The sequence below is a fragment of the Leptolyngbya sp. DQ-M1 genome, assembly GCF_039962505.1.
Taxonomy (GTDB): domain Bacteria; phylum Cyanobacteriota; class Cyanobacteriia; order Leptolyngbyales; family Leptolyngbyaceae; genus Leptolyngbya.
Genome location: NZ_JAMPLJ010000001.1, coordinates 546,751 through 563,681, shown reverse-complemented (window position 1 = coordinate 563,681; position 16,931 = coordinate 546,751). Strand labels below are relative to the sequence as shown.

Annotated in this window: 20 protein-coding genes; 13 read left to right on the top strand and 7 right to left on the bottom strand. The window is 48.4% G+C overall.

Going from position 1 to position 16,931, the window contains the following annotated elements:
* Window positions 1-176: 176 nt before the first annotated feature.
* The gene (locus NC981_RS02755; RefSeq protein WP_348241426.1) at window positions 177-830 is read left to right on the top strand and encodes a Uma2 family endonuclease; all 654 of its coding nucleotides are present in this window, start codon (window positions 177-179) and stop codon (window positions 828-830) included.
* Between the two features lie 365 nt (window positions 831-1,195).
* On the opposite strand, the gene serS is transcribed toward NC981_RS02755, so the two are convergent.
* Complete coding sequence (gene serS, locus NC981_RS02750; protein ID WP_348241425.1) at window positions 1,196-2,467, bottom strand: serine--tRNA ligase; 1,272 nt, start codon at window positions 2,465-2,467, stop codon at window positions 1,196-1,198.
* 676 nt (window positions 2,468-3,143) lie between these two features.
* Here serS and NC981_RS02745 point away from each other — a divergent pair.
* The 11 genes from NC981_RS02745 (at window position 3,144) to NC981_RS02695 (ending at window position 11,394) form a co-directional block, all read left to right on the top strand.
* A complete protein-coding gene (locus tag NC981_RS02745) occupies window positions 3,144-3,662 on the top strand; it encodes a phycocyanin subunit beta (protein ID WP_190378563.1) in 519 nt (172 codons plus the stop codon).
* A 107-nt stretch (window positions 3,663-3,769) separates the two neighbouring features.
* Window positions 3,770-4,258, top strand: a complete 489-nt coding sequence (gene cpcA, locus NC981_RS02740; protein WP_348241424.1) for a phycocyanin subunit alpha — start codon at window positions 3,770-3,772, stop codon at window positions 4,256-4,258.
* Window positions 4,259-4,450: 192 nt separating this feature from the next.
* A complete protein-coding gene (locus NC981_RS02735; RefSeq protein ID WP_348241423.1) occupies window positions 4,451-5,314 on the top strand; it encodes a phycobilisome linker polypeptide in 864 nt (287 codons plus the stop codon).
* A gap of 69 nt (window positions 5,315-5,383) precedes the next feature.
* Window positions 5,384-5,620, top strand: coding sequence for a phycobilisome linker polypeptide (locus tag NC981_RS02730; protein ID WP_348241422.1), 237 nt, complete (start codon window positions 5,384-5,386; stop codon window positions 5,618-5,620).
* Between the two features lie 5 nt (window positions 5,621-5,625).
* Window positions 5,626-6,450: a HEAT repeat domain-containing protein gene (locus tag NC981_RS02725; RefSeq protein ID WP_348241421.1), complete on the top strand. Its 825-nt coding sequence runs from the start codon at window positions 5,626-5,628 to the stop codon at window positions 6,448-6,450.
* Window positions 6,451-6,520: 70 nt separating this feature from the next.
* Window positions 6,521-7,153 carry a HEAT repeat domain-containing protein gene (locus NC981_RS02720; protein WP_348241420.1) on the top strand — a complete coding sequence of 211 codons (633 nt, stop codon included), beginning with the start codon at window positions 6,521-6,523 and terminating at the stop codon, window positions 7,151-7,153.
* An 18-nt stretch (window positions 7,154-7,171) separates the two neighbouring features.
* Window positions 7,172-8,014 (top strand): phycobilisome rod-core linker polypeptide, encoded by an 843-nt coding sequence (locus NC981_RS02715; RefSeq protein WP_190378557.1) that lies wholly within the window; start codon window positions 7,172-7,174, stop codon window positions 8,012-8,014.
* 218 nt (window positions 8,015-8,232) lie between these two features.
* A complete protein-coding gene (locus tag NC981_RS02710) occupies window positions 8,233-8,976 on the top strand; it encodes a phycobilisome rod-core linker polypeptide (protein WP_348241419.1) in 744 nt (247 codons plus the stop codon).
* Window positions 8,977-9,012: 36 nt separating this feature from the next.
* On the top strand, window positions 9,013-9,762 hold the full coding sequence (locus NC981_RS02705) for a phycobilisome rod-core linker polypeptide (RefSeq protein WP_348241418.1): 750 nt from the start codon (window positions 9,013-9,015) through the stop codon (window positions 9,760-9,762).
* Between the two features lie 124 nt (window positions 9,763-9,886).
* Window positions 9,887-10,642, top strand: a complete 756-nt coding sequence (locus tag NC981_RS02700) for a phycobilisome rod-core linker polypeptide (RefSeq protein WP_348241417.1) — start codon at window positions 9,887-9,889, stop codon at window positions 10,640-10,642.
* Window positions 10,643-10,764: 122 nt separating this feature from the next.
* The gene (locus NC981_RS02695) at window positions 10,765-11,394 is read left to right on the top strand and encodes a Uma2 family endonuclease (RefSeq protein ID WP_348241416.1); all 630 of its coding nucleotides are present in this window, start codon (window positions 10,765-10,767) and stop codon (window positions 11,392-11,394) included.
* On the opposite strand, the gene NC981_RS02690 is transcribed toward NC981_RS02695, so the two are convergent.
* Genes NC981_RS02690 through NC981_RS02675 form a run of 4 tightly spaced genes read right to left on the bottom strand, consistent with a single transcriptional unit; the run spans window position 11,387 to window position 14,214 of the window.
* Window positions 11,387-12,265, bottom strand: coding sequence for a glycine betaine ABC transporter substrate-binding protein (locus NC981_RS02690; protein ID WP_348241415.1), 879 nt, complete (start codon window positions 12,263-12,265; stop codon window positions 11,387-11,389). The two genes, NC981_RS02695 and NC981_RS02690, sit on opposite strands and share 8 nt — an antisense overlap.
* Complete coding sequence (locus NC981_RS02685) at window positions 12,262-12,888, bottom strand: ABC transporter permease (protein WP_348241414.1); 627 nt, start codon at window positions 12,886-12,888, stop codon at window positions 12,262-12,264. The genes NC981_RS02690 and NC981_RS02685 overlap by 4 nt, the downstream gene beginning before the upstream one ends.
* Entirely contained in the window at window positions 12,876-13,610 is a 735-nt protein-coding gene (locus tag NC981_RS02680; RefSeq protein ID WP_348241413.1) for an ATP-binding cassette domain-containing protein, read from the bottom strand. The genes NC981_RS02685 and NC981_RS02680 overlap by 13 nt, the downstream gene beginning before the upstream one ends.
* Before the next feature lie 34 nt (window positions 13,611-13,644).
* Complete coding sequence (locus NC981_RS02675; protein WP_190378550.1) at window positions 13,645-14,214, bottom strand: hypothetical protein; 570 nt, start codon at window positions 14,212-14,214, stop codon at window positions 13,645-13,647.
* 148 nt (window positions 14,215-14,362) lie between these two features.
* Here NC981_RS02675 and NC981_RS02670 point away from each other — a divergent pair, with 148 nt between their 5' ends.
* Window positions 14,363-14,734, top strand: a complete 372-nt coding sequence (locus NC981_RS02670; RefSeq protein ID WP_190378549.1) for a sulfite exporter TauE/SafE family protein — start codon at window positions 14,363-14,365, stop codon at window positions 14,732-14,734.
* Here NC981_RS02670 and def read toward each other — a convergent pair.
* Window positions 14,720-15,256: a peptide deformylase gene (gene def, locus NC981_RS02665; protein ID WP_348242029.1), complete on the bottom strand. Its 537-nt coding sequence runs from the start codon at window positions 15,254-15,256 to the stop codon at window positions 14,720-14,722. The genes NC981_RS02670 and def overlap by 15 nt on opposite strands.
* Before the next feature lie 67 nt (window positions 15,257-15,323).
* Entirely contained in the window at window positions 15,324-16,562 is a 1,239-nt protein-coding gene (locus NC981_RS02660) for an HhoA/HhoB/HtrA family serine endopeptidase (protein ID WP_348241412.1), read from the bottom strand.
* Window positions 16,563-16,931 lie beyond the last annotated feature (369 nt).

The following is a 16,931-nucleotide window of genomic DNA, read 5'->3' as shown; positions in this document are numbered from 1 at the left end:
GCAGTAAAAGTTAAGGCTCGATGAGGAACGTTTTTCTTATTCTAGAGGTTTCGTCTTGCCGTTACGAATCTTCACGGCACAAATCGGTAGAAAGGAGTAGTTCACGATCGCTACTGTGTCCGGGTGAATCGAGCTTCTGAACTACAATACAGCCAACTCGTACAAGGAAAAGTCTCATGAGTCAGCTAAATACTCAGGTGCAGATGGAAACCTGGATTTTGATGTCTTGGGAAGAGTTTATCCAGCTCACAAGCGACCCGGCTTATGGAAAGACAAAGGCCTACTATCACAACGGACGCATGAGGCTAGAGGAGATAGCAGCATTAGGTAATCCACACTCACGAGCTCATGGAATTGTGATGGGAGCAGTGTTTCTATTCGCAACGCTGAAAGGACTAGATCTCGACATTCACGATAATTGCACTTATCGCAAGGCTGGCTATGCTGAAGTGCAGCCCGATGCTTCTTACTATGTAGGCGCGAATGCAGAAGTTGTACCCTGGGAAGCGACGATTATTGATTTGAATCAATATCCTGCACCTGACTTAGTGATTGAAGTGGCGTATTCTTCTTTGACCGACGATCGCGGTGAAAAACGCTTGCTCTACGAATCGTTAGGCGTGAAGGAATACTGGATTATTGATGTGCAGAATGCGAGTATTTGGGCGTTTGCGGTTGCCGATCGTGGAAGTCGGCGGATTGATCAGTCGATCGTTCTACCCGGTTTAGAAATTGCGGTCTTGGAAGAAGCCTTTCGCCGCAGTCGGGAGATGAATCACGGCAAGGTAAGTGCTTGGCTGATGAATCAGTTTCAGTCTGAGATGAGTTGAGTTTGGAGTGCGATCGTTCTCTTCGCTTTGGAGTTATTGGAGGAGCGATCGTGTTGTTGCATGATCTGAAAATACCAGCCTTGAAGACAACAAAAAATCCCAATTCCAACTCGAAACGTAATCCTTCCCCCTCTCGATCGCATTATTCCGCCTCAACGCACGATCGTTCCTGCAAAAAGGGAGAACGTTTTAGTTCAATTGATGAAAGTTCTTGCTCTCAACGTGAAAGTTCTCGCTTAAAGCATGGAAATTCGTACAAAAAGTGTGAACGTTCCTATTGCAGACTGGAACGTTCACACTTTCTAGAGAATAGTTGTATGTCGAAACACGATCGCTGGACAAAACGATCGCACAATCTCCATTTTTTACAGCACTTCACGACCTAAATAAGGCTGCAATGCCTCCGGAACTTTCACTGTTCCATCCACTTGCTGATAGTTTTCTAAAATTGCTGCCATCGTTCGTCCGATTGCCAATCCCGATCCATTCAGCGTATGCACAAATTGTGTTCCTTTCTGCCCCGCTCCCTTAAATCGAATATTGCCCCGACGCGCCTGGAAATCCATGAAGTTCGAGCAGCTTGAGATTTCGCGGTATGTTCCCGCTGATGGGAGCCAGACTTCAAGGTCATAACATTTCGCTGCACCGAATCCTAAGTCTCCGGTACAAAGCTCGATCGTGCGATACGGCAGTTTCAACGCCTCTAGAATCGCTTCCGCATTTCGCACTAAGCTTTGATGTTCCTGCTCGGAAGTTTCAGGATGCACTAGCTTTACTAACTCAACTTTATTGAACTGATGCAGTCGAATTAAGCCGCGTGTATCTCTGCCATAGCTGCCTGCCTCACGACGAAAACAAGGCGTATAAGCACAGTGATGAATTGGTAATTGTTCGGCAGGCATGATCTCATCCCGGTATAGATTTGTCACCGGAACTTCGGCAGTCGGAGCTAACCACAAATCATCGTCAGAACATTTGAAGCTTTCTTCGGCAAATTTGGGTAACTGTCCGGTTGCAGTCATCGATCGAGAATTAATCAACACCGGAGGTAGCACTTCCACATAACCCGCAGCAATGTGCTGATCCAACATAAGTTGAATCAATGCCCGCTCTAGTGCTGCCCCTGCACCCATCAAAATCACAAATCGGCTCTGAGCGATTTTGGTTGCCCGTTCTGTGTTGAAGATTCCAAGCTTTTCAGCAATCTCGTAATGCGGTAGGACTTCGATCGCGGGCTTAAGCTCATCGCCCCATCGCTTCACTTCCACGTTCTCGGTTTCGTCTTTGCCGATCGGTGTCGTCTCACTCGGCAAATTCGGAAACGTCAACAATAGCGTTTCAATCTGATCGCGAATTTCTTTTTCTTGCGGCTCTAACTCGCTCAATTTTGCCTTCAGTGCATTTCCTTCTTCGCGCAGAGGCTGAACTTCTGGATTTTTCGGATCAGCTTTCATCATCTGACCAACTAGCTTTCCGATCTCATTACTTCGGGCTTGGAGTTGCGATCGCTCAACCTCTAACTCGCGACGCTGCTGATCGAGCGAAACGATCGCAGAAATGTCATAGCTACCCCCGCGCTGATTCAGCTTGGTTTGCACAAGGTCAGGATTTTCACGAATTAGCTTCAGGTCAAGCACAATACAACTTCCAAAACGATAATTTTCCGGGCAAAAACGCCCAACAATCAGGATACATCGACATTGTAGAGATGAATCGGAGAAGCCGGAGTGCGATCGTAGCCTTATGCACTAAGTCAGTCTTAACAAAGCGAAACTAATATCTCGAAAAATATCTCAATCATTTGTTACAACCTTGAGTTTTGCTTCTATGTCTGAAAAGTTCTACAAATCAATCAGTAAGGCAGGTTTGGAAATCTTAAGAAATTATTAACTTAAAGAAAGTACACACTTTGCGTCTAAATCTTCTCAGCAAATTGGGCAAATCTTATCCTTGATCCCGTGAAATCCCTGATCTAGCAATACTTTCGTTAAATATTTCGTTGGAGGTGATACAAATCAATAACTTGTAACAAAATCAGACGCTACAGCATTGTATAAAAGGAAATCGAAGGGGAAAACAACAAAACAAACCCGCTTAAAACACCATCTGAAATAGGGTTCGCACTTTCTCATAGAAATGTGACAGTCTCTCAGATTTCTAACAAAACTCAACATATCGAGTTTTTGAGGAGTGTTCTTAATTCAGAGCGTGGGGTTGTATTCCCCCAAGTCCATCAACCCTCCAAATGGCTTCAGAAACACCTTCCAGTTCTGAACCAAATCGAACTCATACCCAGTTTTTAGGAGAATTCCAATGTTAGATGCATTCGCAAAGGTGGTCTCTCAGGCTGACGCTAAAGGCGAATTCCTGAGCGCTGGTCAACTCGATGCCCTGACCGCAATGGTTCGTGACGGCAACAAGCGCTTGGACGTTGTTAACCGCGTCACCAGCAATGCTTCCACCATCGTTGCTAACGCAGCTCGCGCATTGTTTGAGGAGCAACCCCAACTCATCGCACCTGGCGGTAACGCTTACACCAACCGTCGCATGGCTGCTTGTCTGCGCGACATGGAAATTATCTTGCGCTATGTAACCTATGCAGCCATCGCTGGTGATGCTAGTGTTCTCGACGATCGCTGCTTGAACGGTCTGCGTGAGACCTACCAAGCATTGGGCGTTCCTGGTGGCTCCGTTGCTGCTGGTGTTGGCAAGATGAAAGACGCTGCGATCGCAATTGCGAATGACCCCAACGGTATCACCAAGGGTGACTGCAGCTCGCTGATGTCTGAATTGGCTAGCTACTTCGATCGCGCTGCTGCTGCAGTTGCGTAAATTTCTAGCGCAATCTCCTTTGCTATTTGCCGATTGAGATCGGAACAGTAGCAAAAATTCAAACTTTACTTTTTTCTTAACGATAAACCCAAAGGGAGAGACTGACAATGAAGACCCCGATTACTGAAGCGATCGCTGCTGCAGATACCCAAGGACGTTTCTTAAGCAACGCTGAAATGCACCAAGTGTATGGACGTTTCGAGCGCGCTGCTGCTGCTATGGAAGCTGCACGTTCCTTGACCAACAATGCTCAAAAACTGACCGACGGTGCTGCAAATGCGGTTTACCAGAAGTTTCCTTACACCACCCAAATGCAAGGAAACAACTTCGCAGCAGATGCTCGTGGTAAAGCAAAATGCTCGCGTGACATCGGCTACTACCTCCGCATGGTGACCTACTGCTTGGTCGCTGGTGGAACAGGCCCGATGGATGAGTACCTGGTTGCTGGCTTGGCTGAAATCAACAGCACCTTCGATCTGTCTCCGAGCTGGTACGTTGAAGCTTTGAAGCACATCAAAGCGAACCATGGTTTGACGGGTCAAGCTTCAGTTGAAGCGAACGCTTACATCGACTACGCGATCAACGCTCTGAGCTAACATCGCCTTGCCCGGAAAGGTATGCGGTTCGCTGGCAGATGCTGGCTATTGTTTACCCTTCCGGGCATTGTTTTATCAAAATTCGGGTTAGCGATCGGCGATCGGGATTGCTCATAAGCCTGATGGCTGAACGCTGACGCAGTTTGAGTCTGTAGAATTACGTTCGCCGTTGACTTTGGAGAACTCGATACAATGGCTATTACAGCAGCAGCGGGGCGGCTTGGAACCGCGCCTTTTCAGGAAACTCCCAAGGTGGAACTTCGCCACCCTTGGACAGAAGGTGATGTAGAAGCAGTGGTTCGTGCGACTTATCGTCAGGTGTTGGGCAACGATTACCTGATGAAGTCTGAACGATTGACAGGTGCAGAGTCGCTGTTACGCAACGGCAAGATCACGGTCAGAGAGTTTGTCCGCGCCGTCGCAAAATCAGAACTATATAAAGAGAAGTTTTTGTATAACAACTTCCAAACGAGAACGATCGAACTGAATCACAAGCATTTGCTCGGTCGTGCTCCGTTTGATGAAGCAGCAGTCATTGAACACTTGGATATTTATCAAAACCAGGGGTTTGATGCTGAGATCGATTCTTACATTGACTCGGAAGAATACGAAGCAAACTTTGGCGACAATGTTGTGCCGTACTACCGGGGCTTCCAGTATGAAACTGGTGCGAGAAGCATCGGCTTTACGAACCTGTTCAAGCTGTATCGTGGGTATGCGAACAGCGATCGTTCTCAAACGGGTGGCAATAACACTCGCTTGGCACGGAACCTAGCAAGAAATGAAGCTTCGACGATCGCGCAACCCTCTCAATCAAGTGGCGGTTGGGCACACTTCAGCGCTTCCAGCGATATCGCACCGAAGAAGGCACTCGGCGGTTCGTATGGCGAAAGTGGTCGGATCTATCGGCTCGAAGTTGCTGGCATTTTAGGTGCTGGCTATCCGAAAGTGCGTCGCTCCAGCACCGCTTATCTGCTCCCTTACGAACAACTGTTGCCGAAGATGCAACAGATTCACCGCACTGGCGGAAGAATCGTGAGCGTTACACCCGCGTAGATTCCGCTGAATCGAGGATTAGTGGTCTAGTCCTCGATTTTTCACTTGTAATACAAGGAGTTTCAAATCATGCTCGGTCAAACCGCCGTTGGCAGCGCCGCAACCACTCAATCGGGCGCTCGGATGTTTCGTTATGAAGTCGTCGGCTTGCGCCAAAACGATCAAACCGATCGCAATAACTATCAAATTCGCAACAGTGGCAGCGTGTTTATCACCGTGCCTTACAACCGGATGAACGAAGAAATGCAGCGCATCGCTCGTTTGGGTGGTCGCATCGTCAACATTGAACCGCTTACGGCTGAGTAGTCATCGTGCTTGAATCGAACTCTGAACTTGAACCGCAACCTGGAGCCGAACCGTTAACGGTCGAGCAAGCGATCGCAAATTTATCCGATACCGATACAAGTTTGCGGTACTACGCGGCTTGGTGGCTGGGGAAGTTTCAGATCAAAGATTCGAGGGCGATCAATGCGTTGATTCGGGCATTGGAAGACGAAGACGATCGCACCGAAATGGGCGGCTACCCGTTGCGGCGTAATGCAGCACGGGCATTGGGGAAATTAGACGATCGTCGAGCGGTTCCTGGGCTGACTCGCTGCCTTGAGTGTGATGACTTTTACGTACGGGAGTCAGCGGCTCAAGCCCTGGGATTGCTCGGTGACGCGTCTTGTGTTCCTCAATTGATGACGCTCCTTGAAGGTGGAATTGAGGTTGCGCAGTTTGTTCCAGATCGCCCACATCTAGTGCAGCCCGTTGAGGCAGTGCTAGAAGCGTTGGGGGCGTTAGAAGCAACGGAAGCGATCGATTTGGTTCGTCCGTTTCTCAATCATTCGGTGGCACGAGTTCAATATGCTGCGGCGCGATCGATGTATCAGCTTACTCGCGATCCGGCTTACGGAGAGCAGTTGGTACAAGCGCTACAGGGGAATGATGTGCAACTGAGACGATCGGCATTGGCGGACTTAGGCGCGATCGGCTATATTCCGGCGGCGGATGCAATTGCTACCGCTCCGGTAGAAAACAGCTTTAAGCTGCTGTCTTGTAAAGGCTTGCTTGATTATCATCTGCGGGAAACGGGCGATCCGCTTTCTTCAGATGCCATCAAGCTCATGACCCTCATGGATCAATTATTGTGAACGGTAAGCGGTGATTCGGGAGCGAAGCTCTCGAACCTGGATCGCCAAATTGCCCCCTCACGAGGACTCTATGATTGCAACTGATCCCACAATTCAATCGCTGATTCAAGCGGTCGAAGCAGCAGACTCTCCTGCCAAATTGGTCGGAGCCGTTCGCGCTTTGGCACAAACACGATCGACCGCAGCCATACCGACGCTGATCCGCGCGCTTGGGTTTAACAATCCGGGTGCAGCATTAGCGGCGGTTTCTGGTTTAGTGGCGCTGGGTGAAGAAGCAGTGCCCGACTTGTTAGCGCAAATTGATGGCTATAACTATGGGGCGAGGGCTTATAGTTTACGAGCGTTAGCGGCGATCGCTGACCCACGTGCCCTAGACGTATTGATCAAAGCGGCAGAAGCAGACTTTGCACCAAGCGTCCGGCGAGCAGCTATTAAAGGATTGGGACAACTACGCTGGCAACAACTTGAACCCACAGAACGCGAATCAGCTCAGTCTCAAGCTTTGAAAACACTATTGTTGGTTGCTCAGGATGCAGATTGGGCAAATCGCTATGCCGCGATCGTGGGGCTACAAAGTTGGATTACTTCTGCGGGTTTAGTCAATCGATCCAGTGCGCTCGATCAACTCGATCAGCTTGCTCAAACAGATCCTGATGGTGCGGTTCGGGCTAGAGCCACACTTGCGAAACAACACCTTGCTTAAACTTATTGGGTTTCTCTAATGGCAATCCCACTTCTAAACATTAATCCAAAAACACAGAATCAGCGCGTTAATGGTTACGACGTGCTTGATGAAGATGATCCAGTGATTTATCGCCTTGCGGATGCCCGATCGGCGGAAGATCTCGATCGTCTGATTTGGGCAGCCTATCGCCAGATTTTTGCGGAACAACTAATTCTCAAAAGTCATCGTCAGGTCAACCTAGAATCGCAATTACGCAACCGTAGGATCAGCGTTGCTGATTTCATGCGCGGGTTGGGTAAGTCCGACGTTTATCGCGAATTGGTTGCTGACACAAACTCGAACTATCGCTTAGTTGATATCACCCTGAAGCGCTTTCTGGGACGAGCTTCTTATGGTCAAGATGAACAGATCGCAAAATCGATCGTCATCGCCACCAGAGGCTTACATGGTTTCATTGACGACATTGTTGATAGCGAAGAATACCGCGAGAACTTTGGCGATGACATTGTGCCGTATCAACGCCGTCGCTTAGAAGGTCGTCCGTTTAACTTGAGCAATCCCCGCTATAGCGACTTCTGGCGCAATCGGCTTTTAGAACGTGAGTTGGCGACTCGCTCCTACTATCAAGTTCGCAGCTACAATGCTGGCGACTTGGATAGAACAGTGATTCGTCAAGCGATTCCGTTTACGTTCTTGAACATGGCACAAGGCATGAGTACACCGCATCTCGATACACAACGCCATGTGGCAAGAGCAACATCGAGCGCGGTTCAAGTACCCGATTCAAGCCGTGAAGCTGCTGCGGTAACGAAGCCGACCGTGAGCCGTCCGAAGGTTAATTTGCCGTATAGCTATCTTCCCAACACTCCGAAAGTTTAGAGTTTTTGGGAAAGTGCGATCGCGAAACGTTTCTAGCTTGAACTCGATGAGTCTTTCCGCTTCGGAATGAACGGATTGCTGCCCCCTAAATCTCCCATTCTGGGGAATTTCGAGCCAAAACTCCAATTCAAAGTCCCCCACTCGTGGGGGATTTAGGGGGCTTCTCCGAATTCACAACCGCAGCGAACCCCGTATAAATTCTTTACCCTTGATTTACCATGTCGATCCCTCTACTTGAGTACAAGCCCTCCTCGCAGAATCAGCGAGTCGATGGGTACGAAGTTCCAGGCGAAGATACTCCCTATATCTATCGGCTCGAAGATTGTGTCGATCAAACGGATATCAGTGAGCTGATTTGGGCAGCTTACCGCCAAGTGTTCAGTGAGCACGTCATCCTGAAAAGCAGCCGTCAGACCAATCTGGAATCCCAGCTAAAAAATCGGGCAATTACCGTTCGCGATTTTGTACGCGGATTGGCAAAGTCTGAAACATTCCGATCGCTCGTGATCGATAAAAACTCAAACTATCGCCTAGTTGATGTCGCCCTAAAACGCCTACTCGGTCGCTCAGCCTACAACAACGAAGAAACGATCGCATGGTCGATCAAGATCGCCACGTTAGGCTGGGGTGGTTTCGTTGATGCTTTGCTCGATAGCGAAGAATACAGCACTGCTTTTGGTGACAACACCGTTCCCTATCAGCGGCGGCGCTACAAAGGTCGTCCGTTCAACCTGGTGACACCGAGCTATGCGGATTACTGGCGCGATCAAGAAGAAGCCGGACGCTACAAGTGGGGTGACATCAACAACTTCCGCGACTTGGCACGATCGCTGAGCATCAAAATGGTCGAGTTCAAGCCCGTTTCGACCGAAAACATCAGCATCCCTGACACCACCCGTAAAACTGCTCCGACCGGAACTCCAGCTTCGATTAGCACTGCTGCGGGTTTCCCCTTGCGCTAGGTTACGGTCTCACTAGACGTAGTTAAGGAGGTTCTTATGGGAACAACACTGCCCTTGTTGGAGTACAAACCCACGACTCAGGATCAGCGCGTTCAAAGCTTTGGCAAAGCTGACTTGAATGAAGATAGCCCGTATCTCTACCGCATCGAAGACAGTTCGACCCGGACTGAAATAGACACGCTGATCTGGGCAACCTATCGGCAAGTGTTTAACGAGCAGGAAACGTTGCAGTTTAATCGGCAGATTACGCTAGAAACTCAACTGAAGAATCGATCGATCACTGTTCGCGATTTTATTCGAGGCTTGGCAAAATCAGAACGGTTCTACCGTCTCGTTGTCGAAGCGAACAATAACTATCGCTTGGTCGAAGTCTGCTTAAAGCGGTTACTGGGTCGATCGCCTTACAACAAAGAAGAAACGATCGCGTGGTCAATCCAAGTGGCAACATTGGGATGGAGCAAATTCGTCGATGCTTTGATTGATAGCGCTGAGTATTCCGAAGCATTCGGAGACAACACCGTTCCGTATCAGCGCAAACGAGTCACGGAGCGCCCTTACAGCTTCACGCCGCGCTATGGAGCCGATTATCGCGATCGACTCCCCAAACAAGGCGAACTGAAATTCGTTCAGCCGTTCAAACCGCAATTTGAACAGTTTGAGCGATTTAACTGGGAGAAATTCGTCAGAACTTCGGATTGGAAAACGGTTACGGCTGTTTCCGTTTCGACGTTGGGCTTGATTTTCTTTCTGTTACTGTTTTTCGCGGTGAACGGTTCGATTGGATAAATGCTCACAAGGGTACTACTTTCGGACACCAGACGCGAGATAATAGTTTCACGCGACTTGGATTTCTAATCATAAAAATCCATCCAAAATTTACCGCCGTTTATATTACGAGGGAGATTCTGACATGGCATTGCCATTGTTAGCTTACAAGCCGACCACCCAAAACCATCGGGTGAAAAATTTCGGCATTGCTGACCAAAACGAAGATACTCCTTACATCTATCGAATCGAAGATGTAAGCTCTTCAACGGATATGGAAGCTCTGATCTGGGCTACCTATCGTCAAGTGTTCAGCGAACATGAAACGCTGAAGTTTAACCGCCAAGTGACTTGCGAATCTCGTCTGAGAAACGGCGCAATCACAGTGCGCGATTTCATTCGTGAACTGGCAAAATCCGAGCGCTTCTACAGCACCGTTGTAGAAGTGAACAACAACTATCGCTTAGTGCAAATCTGCCTGAAGCGGTTCTTGGGTCGGGATTCCTATGACCGCAACGAGGAGGTTGCCTGGTCGATCGTCATCGGAACCAAAGGATTCAGCGGATTCGTTGATGCACTGCTCGACAGCGAAGAGTACACCAACGCTTTCGGTGACTACACCGTTCCGTATCAGCGTCGTCGTATGGAAGCGCGTCCGTTTAACTTGGTCACACCGCGTTACGGCGAAGATTTCCGCGACACGGTGGGAACCGTGAAGAACGATTGGCAGTTTGTGGTGCAGAACTACTACTCCAAGCGCTCTCAAGAACGTCGTCTGCCCGAAGGTGATCCGCGTCGCTTCCTCAGTGTGGCAGCCGCGATCGCGCCTAAATCGAACTATGGCAGCGTCGTAACTTCTGAAGACTACATGAGCAAAGTGCCGAACCGCAGTCGTCGTTAATTTCGTCGATCGTGGTTTAGCTGTAGGCTCGATTTTCGATTGCAGTCTGTTTCAGGCAGATTGGAGTCGAGAGTCGGGCCTACTTGTTTTTAGAATGAAATTGTCGCAATCCGTCGAGCACTATGATTCAAGCCCTGAAGAAACCTGTCAGCTTTGAGCAGTTCCTCGAATGGTATCCAGAAAGTGCAGAGGTTCGCTATGAATTGCGTCGTGGAGTAATTGTCAAAGTGCCAAAGCCAAGAGGAAAACATTCAGATATTGCAGGATTTCTAGCAATCGAGGCAGGTATTTTAATTCGGCAATTAAACCTACCTTTTTTCGTTCCGAAAGAGTGTGTTGTGAAAGTTGATGAGATTGAAGATGAGAGCGAATCTGCTTATGAACCAGATGGAGTTGTTCTGGATCGTCGTGAGATCGTGAATGAGCCGAAGTGGGAAAAATCGTCTGCGATCGAAAACAGCAAAACGATCAAACTCATCATCGAAGTCGTGAGTACGAATTGGCGTGATGACTATCACACTAAGTTTGCCGCTTATGAAGCTTTGGGCATTCCAGAATATTGGATTGTCGATTATGCAGCCCTTGGAGGACGAAGATTTTTGGGCAATCCGAAAGAGCCAACGCTTTGGGTCTGTGAACTGATCGAAGATGAGTATCAAATGACTCCATTTCGAGGAGACGATCGCATCATCTCCCCAACTTTTCCAAATTTGCAACTAACCGCTACACAGATTTTTCAAGCCTCTACTTAGATTTTAGAAACTCCTGAACAACCTGTTTTACATCCTCTTTTTTTCCATCCACTCGATAGTTTAATTCCTGCATTGTTTTATCAGAAATCAAACCACCAAGCTGATCTAAAACTTCTCTCAGTTCTGGATGTTTTTGGAACGTATCGCGCCGAACTACTGCTGCCGCTTCATACGGTGGAAAATAGCGCTTATCATCTTGCAGAACGGTTAAATCCAGTGTTGAAAGTAAGCCATCAGTTGTGCTTCCCGCCACGATATCGACTTGTTTATCTTGCAGCGATCGATACAACAATCCCAAATCCATTACTTTCGGTTGAGAGTCAAATTTCAGGTTATAAGCCTTCGCAAGTCCAGGAAATCCATCTTCGCGATTGAGAAATTCAGGTCCAAATCCTGCTCTCCATTTCGGTGCATAAGCTGATGCTTGTGAAAGCGTTTGAATCTTCAGCTTTCTCGCATCTTCGCCGCGAATGACCATTGCAAATGAGTTATTAAATCCGAATGGCTTTGACCAGGTTAATTGGAAATCTCGTTCAAATCGACTTTTTACGGTTTCAAATGTTTGCTTTGGATCGCTTTCTGCTCCTAGTTTTAGAATCGCCGTGTAAGCAGTTCCGGTGTATTCAGGATAGATATCGAGTTCGCCTTTTTGAATTCCAGTTAAACAGACAAATGTTCCACCTAAATTGAATTTACGATCGACCTTAATATTCGTTTTGCGCTCGATTTGCTGCGCTAGAATTTCGCCTAAAATAATCTGCTCGGTAAAATTCTTTGAGCCAATTACCACACGATCGCCGCCGCCTTGACACGCGACGATCGACACCATTAAACAAATCGCTAAAAGTCCTAAAGCTAGAAATCTTTTCATTTTCTAATCGTCAAACGTCTCTCAATCCAACCTAAACCCCAATCTGCACCCAGCGCTACGACCGCTGCCGGAATTGCACCCGCGAGAATGAGTTGATTATCGACGATCGCAACCCCCCGAAAAATAAATTCTCCTAAACCTCCCGCGCCGATTGCCGATGCGATCGTTGCCAATCCGACTCCGATTACCGTCGCCACTCGGACACCAGACAAAATCACGCCCATCGCCAACGGAAGCTCGACTTGAAACAGCAATTGTCGATCGCTCATTCCCATTCCGCGCCCCGCTTCTCGGACTGCCGGATCAACGCTATTAATTCCGACAACTGTATTCCGAATAATCGGAAGTAATGAGTACAGCACAAGCGCGACGATCGCCGTTCTCGCCCCAATTCCCCCAATAATCGGAATCGGCAGCAGAAAGCCAAACAGCGCCAAACTTGGAACCGTTTGCATCACATTGGCAAATCCTAAAATCGGTTTACCTAAAGCTGGACGGCGTGTGACTAAAATTCCGAGCGGAATACCAATCAGAATCGCGATCGACAGTGCCGCCCCGACCAAAAACAAATGTTGTCCAAGCCGTTCTAAAATCTCATCACCGTAGCGCGTCAAGAATTCCATTCGGTTACGCTCATAAAAGCTTGGGCTTCGGGATGGGTCGATCGTGCAAATTCCTGGGGCGTTCCTAATTCAACTAATTGCCCTGCCTGCATCAATCCGATCCGCGTTCCTAGCTTAAATGCCTCTTGAATATCATGCGTCACAAAGACGATCGTTTTTCCTAATTGCTGCTGCAATCGCGCAAATTCTCGCTGAAGTTCTACTCGTGTAATTGGATCTAATGCTCCAAACGGTTCATCCATTAATAATATCGGTGGATCAGCCGCCAGCGCTCGTGCAACTCCGACTCGCTGTCGTTGTCCACCGGATAGCTGATGCGGATAGCGATGCTTAAACCGTTGCGGTTCTAATCCAACCAGTTCCAATAACTCAATCACACGCGACTGAATTCGATCCGGCTCCCATTTCTGAAGCGAGGGCACCACTGCAATATTCTGCACCACTGTGAAATGCGGAAACAGCCCAACTTCTTGAATCACATAGCCAATCTGCCGCCGCAGTTGAATCGAATTCCAGTCAAGGGTCGATCGACCATTTACCCGCACTTCTCCCGCTGTCGGAACAAGCAAATGATTGATCAATCTCAGGGTTGTCGTTTTGCCGCAACCGCTCCGACCCAGTAGCACGATCGTTTCTCCCGGAAAGATCGTAAAGCTCAGATCTGAAATCAGCCGCTTTTGATTGAGTTGGTAAGAAACTTGGCAGAATTCAACGGCACTCATTTATGAACATCTTCTAAGGGTCTTGCACCCATCATTACTCACAACCGTAGGCACTTTGCTGGCGACATTGACGTTCGGATTGAATTTCACCGTTCAAGTCCTTCAGCGATAACACTGTAAAGTGATAAAACTTTCGTCCCTGGTTTGGCTGCTTAAACTCTGTAGTCCTGTAGGCAAATGTTCTTCCACGATAGAATCGCTTTTCAATTCCGGTATAGTCTACTCGCGCTACATACTGCGATCGCCGAAAATCCTCCGAAACCGCAGTGTTAAACATCTGCTGAATCAATCCCAAATTCTCGCGAGTAAATCCTGCAAATGATTGTGCAGTTCCAAGCGCGATCGTTTCTTTTTGCGATCGTTGATCTTGGCGATCGGGACTCATCGAAAACACGATCGTTCCGTTCGGCAGCTTGCCTTCACTCGTGTAAAAGGGTAGGCCACTGAGTTCTGCAATCCCTCGCTTCAGCGGCGACATCATTGATTGTTTCGCGACCCGATTCTTAACAGTTTGCACCGTTTCCCCTGGTAAAGCATGAGCAGATTGAGACAAGCTAAACACCAGGGTGAAAGCTGCGGTGATGGAAAGAAGCTGTCGTTTCATGTGAATGAATTGTGATTGAACATAAGATTCTACATCGCACGATCGCACAACTCCAGATCACAGCAATGTAATTCCTAAGACAGATTTGCCCAGGGTTTACAGTCGTATCCTGTACTATCCAAACAGGTTTACACGAAGGACTTCAATCATGTCGATCGTACTGGTTCAGCTTTTAGTCATTGGATTAATTGCAGGCATTGCAGGTGGGATGTTTGGCATCGGAGGCGGAGCGATTATGGTTCCAGCAATGGTGCTAATGCTGGGGATGGAGCAAAAATTCGCCACGGGAACCTCAGTTGCAGCCCAAATTTTACCGATCGGCATTCTTGCCGCGATCGTCTATCAGCGCAGCGGTAATCTTAACTGGAAATACGCCGTCATTATCGCGATCGGGCTTGTAGTTGGCAACCTTTTTGGTGCTCTATTTGCCAATCAACCCTTTATTAGCGGAGAAACGATGAAAAAACTCTATGGTGTGTTTCTCTTAGTGATTGGATTGCGTTACCTACTCTATCGTTGATATCAGTCTCTTTTGGTACTCCTTTTCTGTTACCAGATCGTGATTGCTTGCAACCCGATCAAGAAACACAATCCCATTAAAATGATCGTATTCGTGCTGAAAGATTCGTGCCGCGAAATCGGTCATTTTCAGTTTTTGCCGCTTGCCGAAGCGATCGTAAAACTCAATTTCGATCGCTTGATACCTCGGCACGTTTCCCCGAATTCCCGGAATGCTCAGACACCCTTCCCAACCTTTCACCATTTCATCTGAATGCGCCAAGATCTTTGGATTAATCATCGGGGTCGGCTCCATCGAAGGCGCATTCGGGTAACGCAGATTGGGACGCGATGCCACAATCATCAATTGATAAGACTCTGCAACTTGCGGTGCAGCAATTCCCACTCCGTTCGCTTTCTGCACCGTTGCCATCAGATTCTCAACCAACCTTTGAATGCGATCGTCTTGGATAGGTTCAATCGATCGCGCCTTTTCTCTGAGAACTGGATGCCCTAACTCAATAATGTCGAGAATCTCACCCATTTTTACCCCCAAAAATGCAAAGAACTCCGAATTCAACATCCGGAGTTCTATCGTACTCACTGACGCACTAGGGTGTGTCGCTGCCGCCACCCTGAGCGGTTCGAGTTGGAAATGCTCCCGGCTGAACACTCACCGTTGTCGATCGACCATTTCGGTTAACTTCGACTTGCAGCGTTCCCCCGATCGACGCATTCTCGACCGCTTGCTGCACTTGCTCTGCCTTTGTCACAGCCTGCCCGTTAATGCGCTTAATCACATCACCATCACGTAATCCACTCCTTGCTGCCGGAGAATTCGGCTGAACTCGGAAGATCACAACACCCTGATCATCCTGCACCCGGAAACCAACCTGCCGATCGCTGTTGATTTGCTGTCTCAACTCCGGAGTCAATCCCCGCATCTGAATTCCCAAATAGGGGTGATCTACGCGCCCTTTTGTGATCAACTGCTGCGAAATTCGTTGCGCTGTATTAATTGGAACTGCAAATCCCAACCCTTGTGCGCCACCAATAATCGCCGTATTCATCCCGACCACTTCGCCGCGCTGATTCAACAACGGGCCGCCAGAATTCCCCGGATTAATCGCGGCATCGGTCTGGATAAAGTTGACTCGCTTATCTGGAACTCGCACTTCCGAACTCGATCGACCCGTCGCACTAATAATTCCAGCCGTCACGGTGTTATCCAATCCGAGCGGATTGCCAATCGCGATCGCCCATTCTCCCGGTTTCAGCGTATCTGAATTGCCTAGCGCCACGGTCGGTAGATTACTCCCCTGCACTCGAATCACTGCCACATCGGTGAGCGAATCTTGCCCCACAACTTTACCGCGCAATTCTCGTCCGTCTTTCATCGTCACACTCACGGTATCCGCACCACTGACAACGTGAGCATTGGTTAAAATCAACCCGTCTGAGCTAATAATGAACCCTGATCCGGTTCCTCGTTCTACCCGGCGTTGAGTCGATGGAATATCCGCGCCAAAGAACTGCCGGAAAAAGGGATCGTTAAAAACTTCGGGCACTCGCGATTGCACGGTACGAGACGCATTGATTCTTACAACCGCAGGACCTACCCGCTCAACCGCTGCTGCAATAAAATTCGGGTCAGTCGATGCTGCAAATGCGCCTGTACGATTTTGCGCCACGATCGTATTAGTCTGAGCCGTATTAGTCTGAGCAATGGCAGGCGGCGAGAAGGTGTTTTCAGAGAGCAAACGGTTTCCTGCAAGCACCGTACCCGCCCCAACTAGAGGCAGCATGAAATAAATTGCAGACTGTTTCCAAGTATTTCGAGATGTCGTCATCAGTGATATATTCTCCTTCTCATTAATGGTGCGTCCCCGGTCAATTAAAAAGCTCATCTATCTCTTATTCTGAAGAAAAAGACGCGAGATGAGAACGCGCTGAGCGATAGACACTTCCAATGTAATTAGCCCATGTGACGATCAAACGGCGTTTTGGTTGCAACTTTGCCATACTTTTTAGGGTTTTACGGCTCCAAATTTGTCATTTCAACTTCATGAGGAACACACAGCGTTGACAACTGGCGTTGATACCTTGTTAATCACAGGTGAATGAATGGTAAGAGCAGGTTGCTGCTAGAGCGAATTAAGGTTTTTGATCTATTGGGTGTCGATCGAGCAATGATCCCGTCCAGATCGCCACTATCGCTC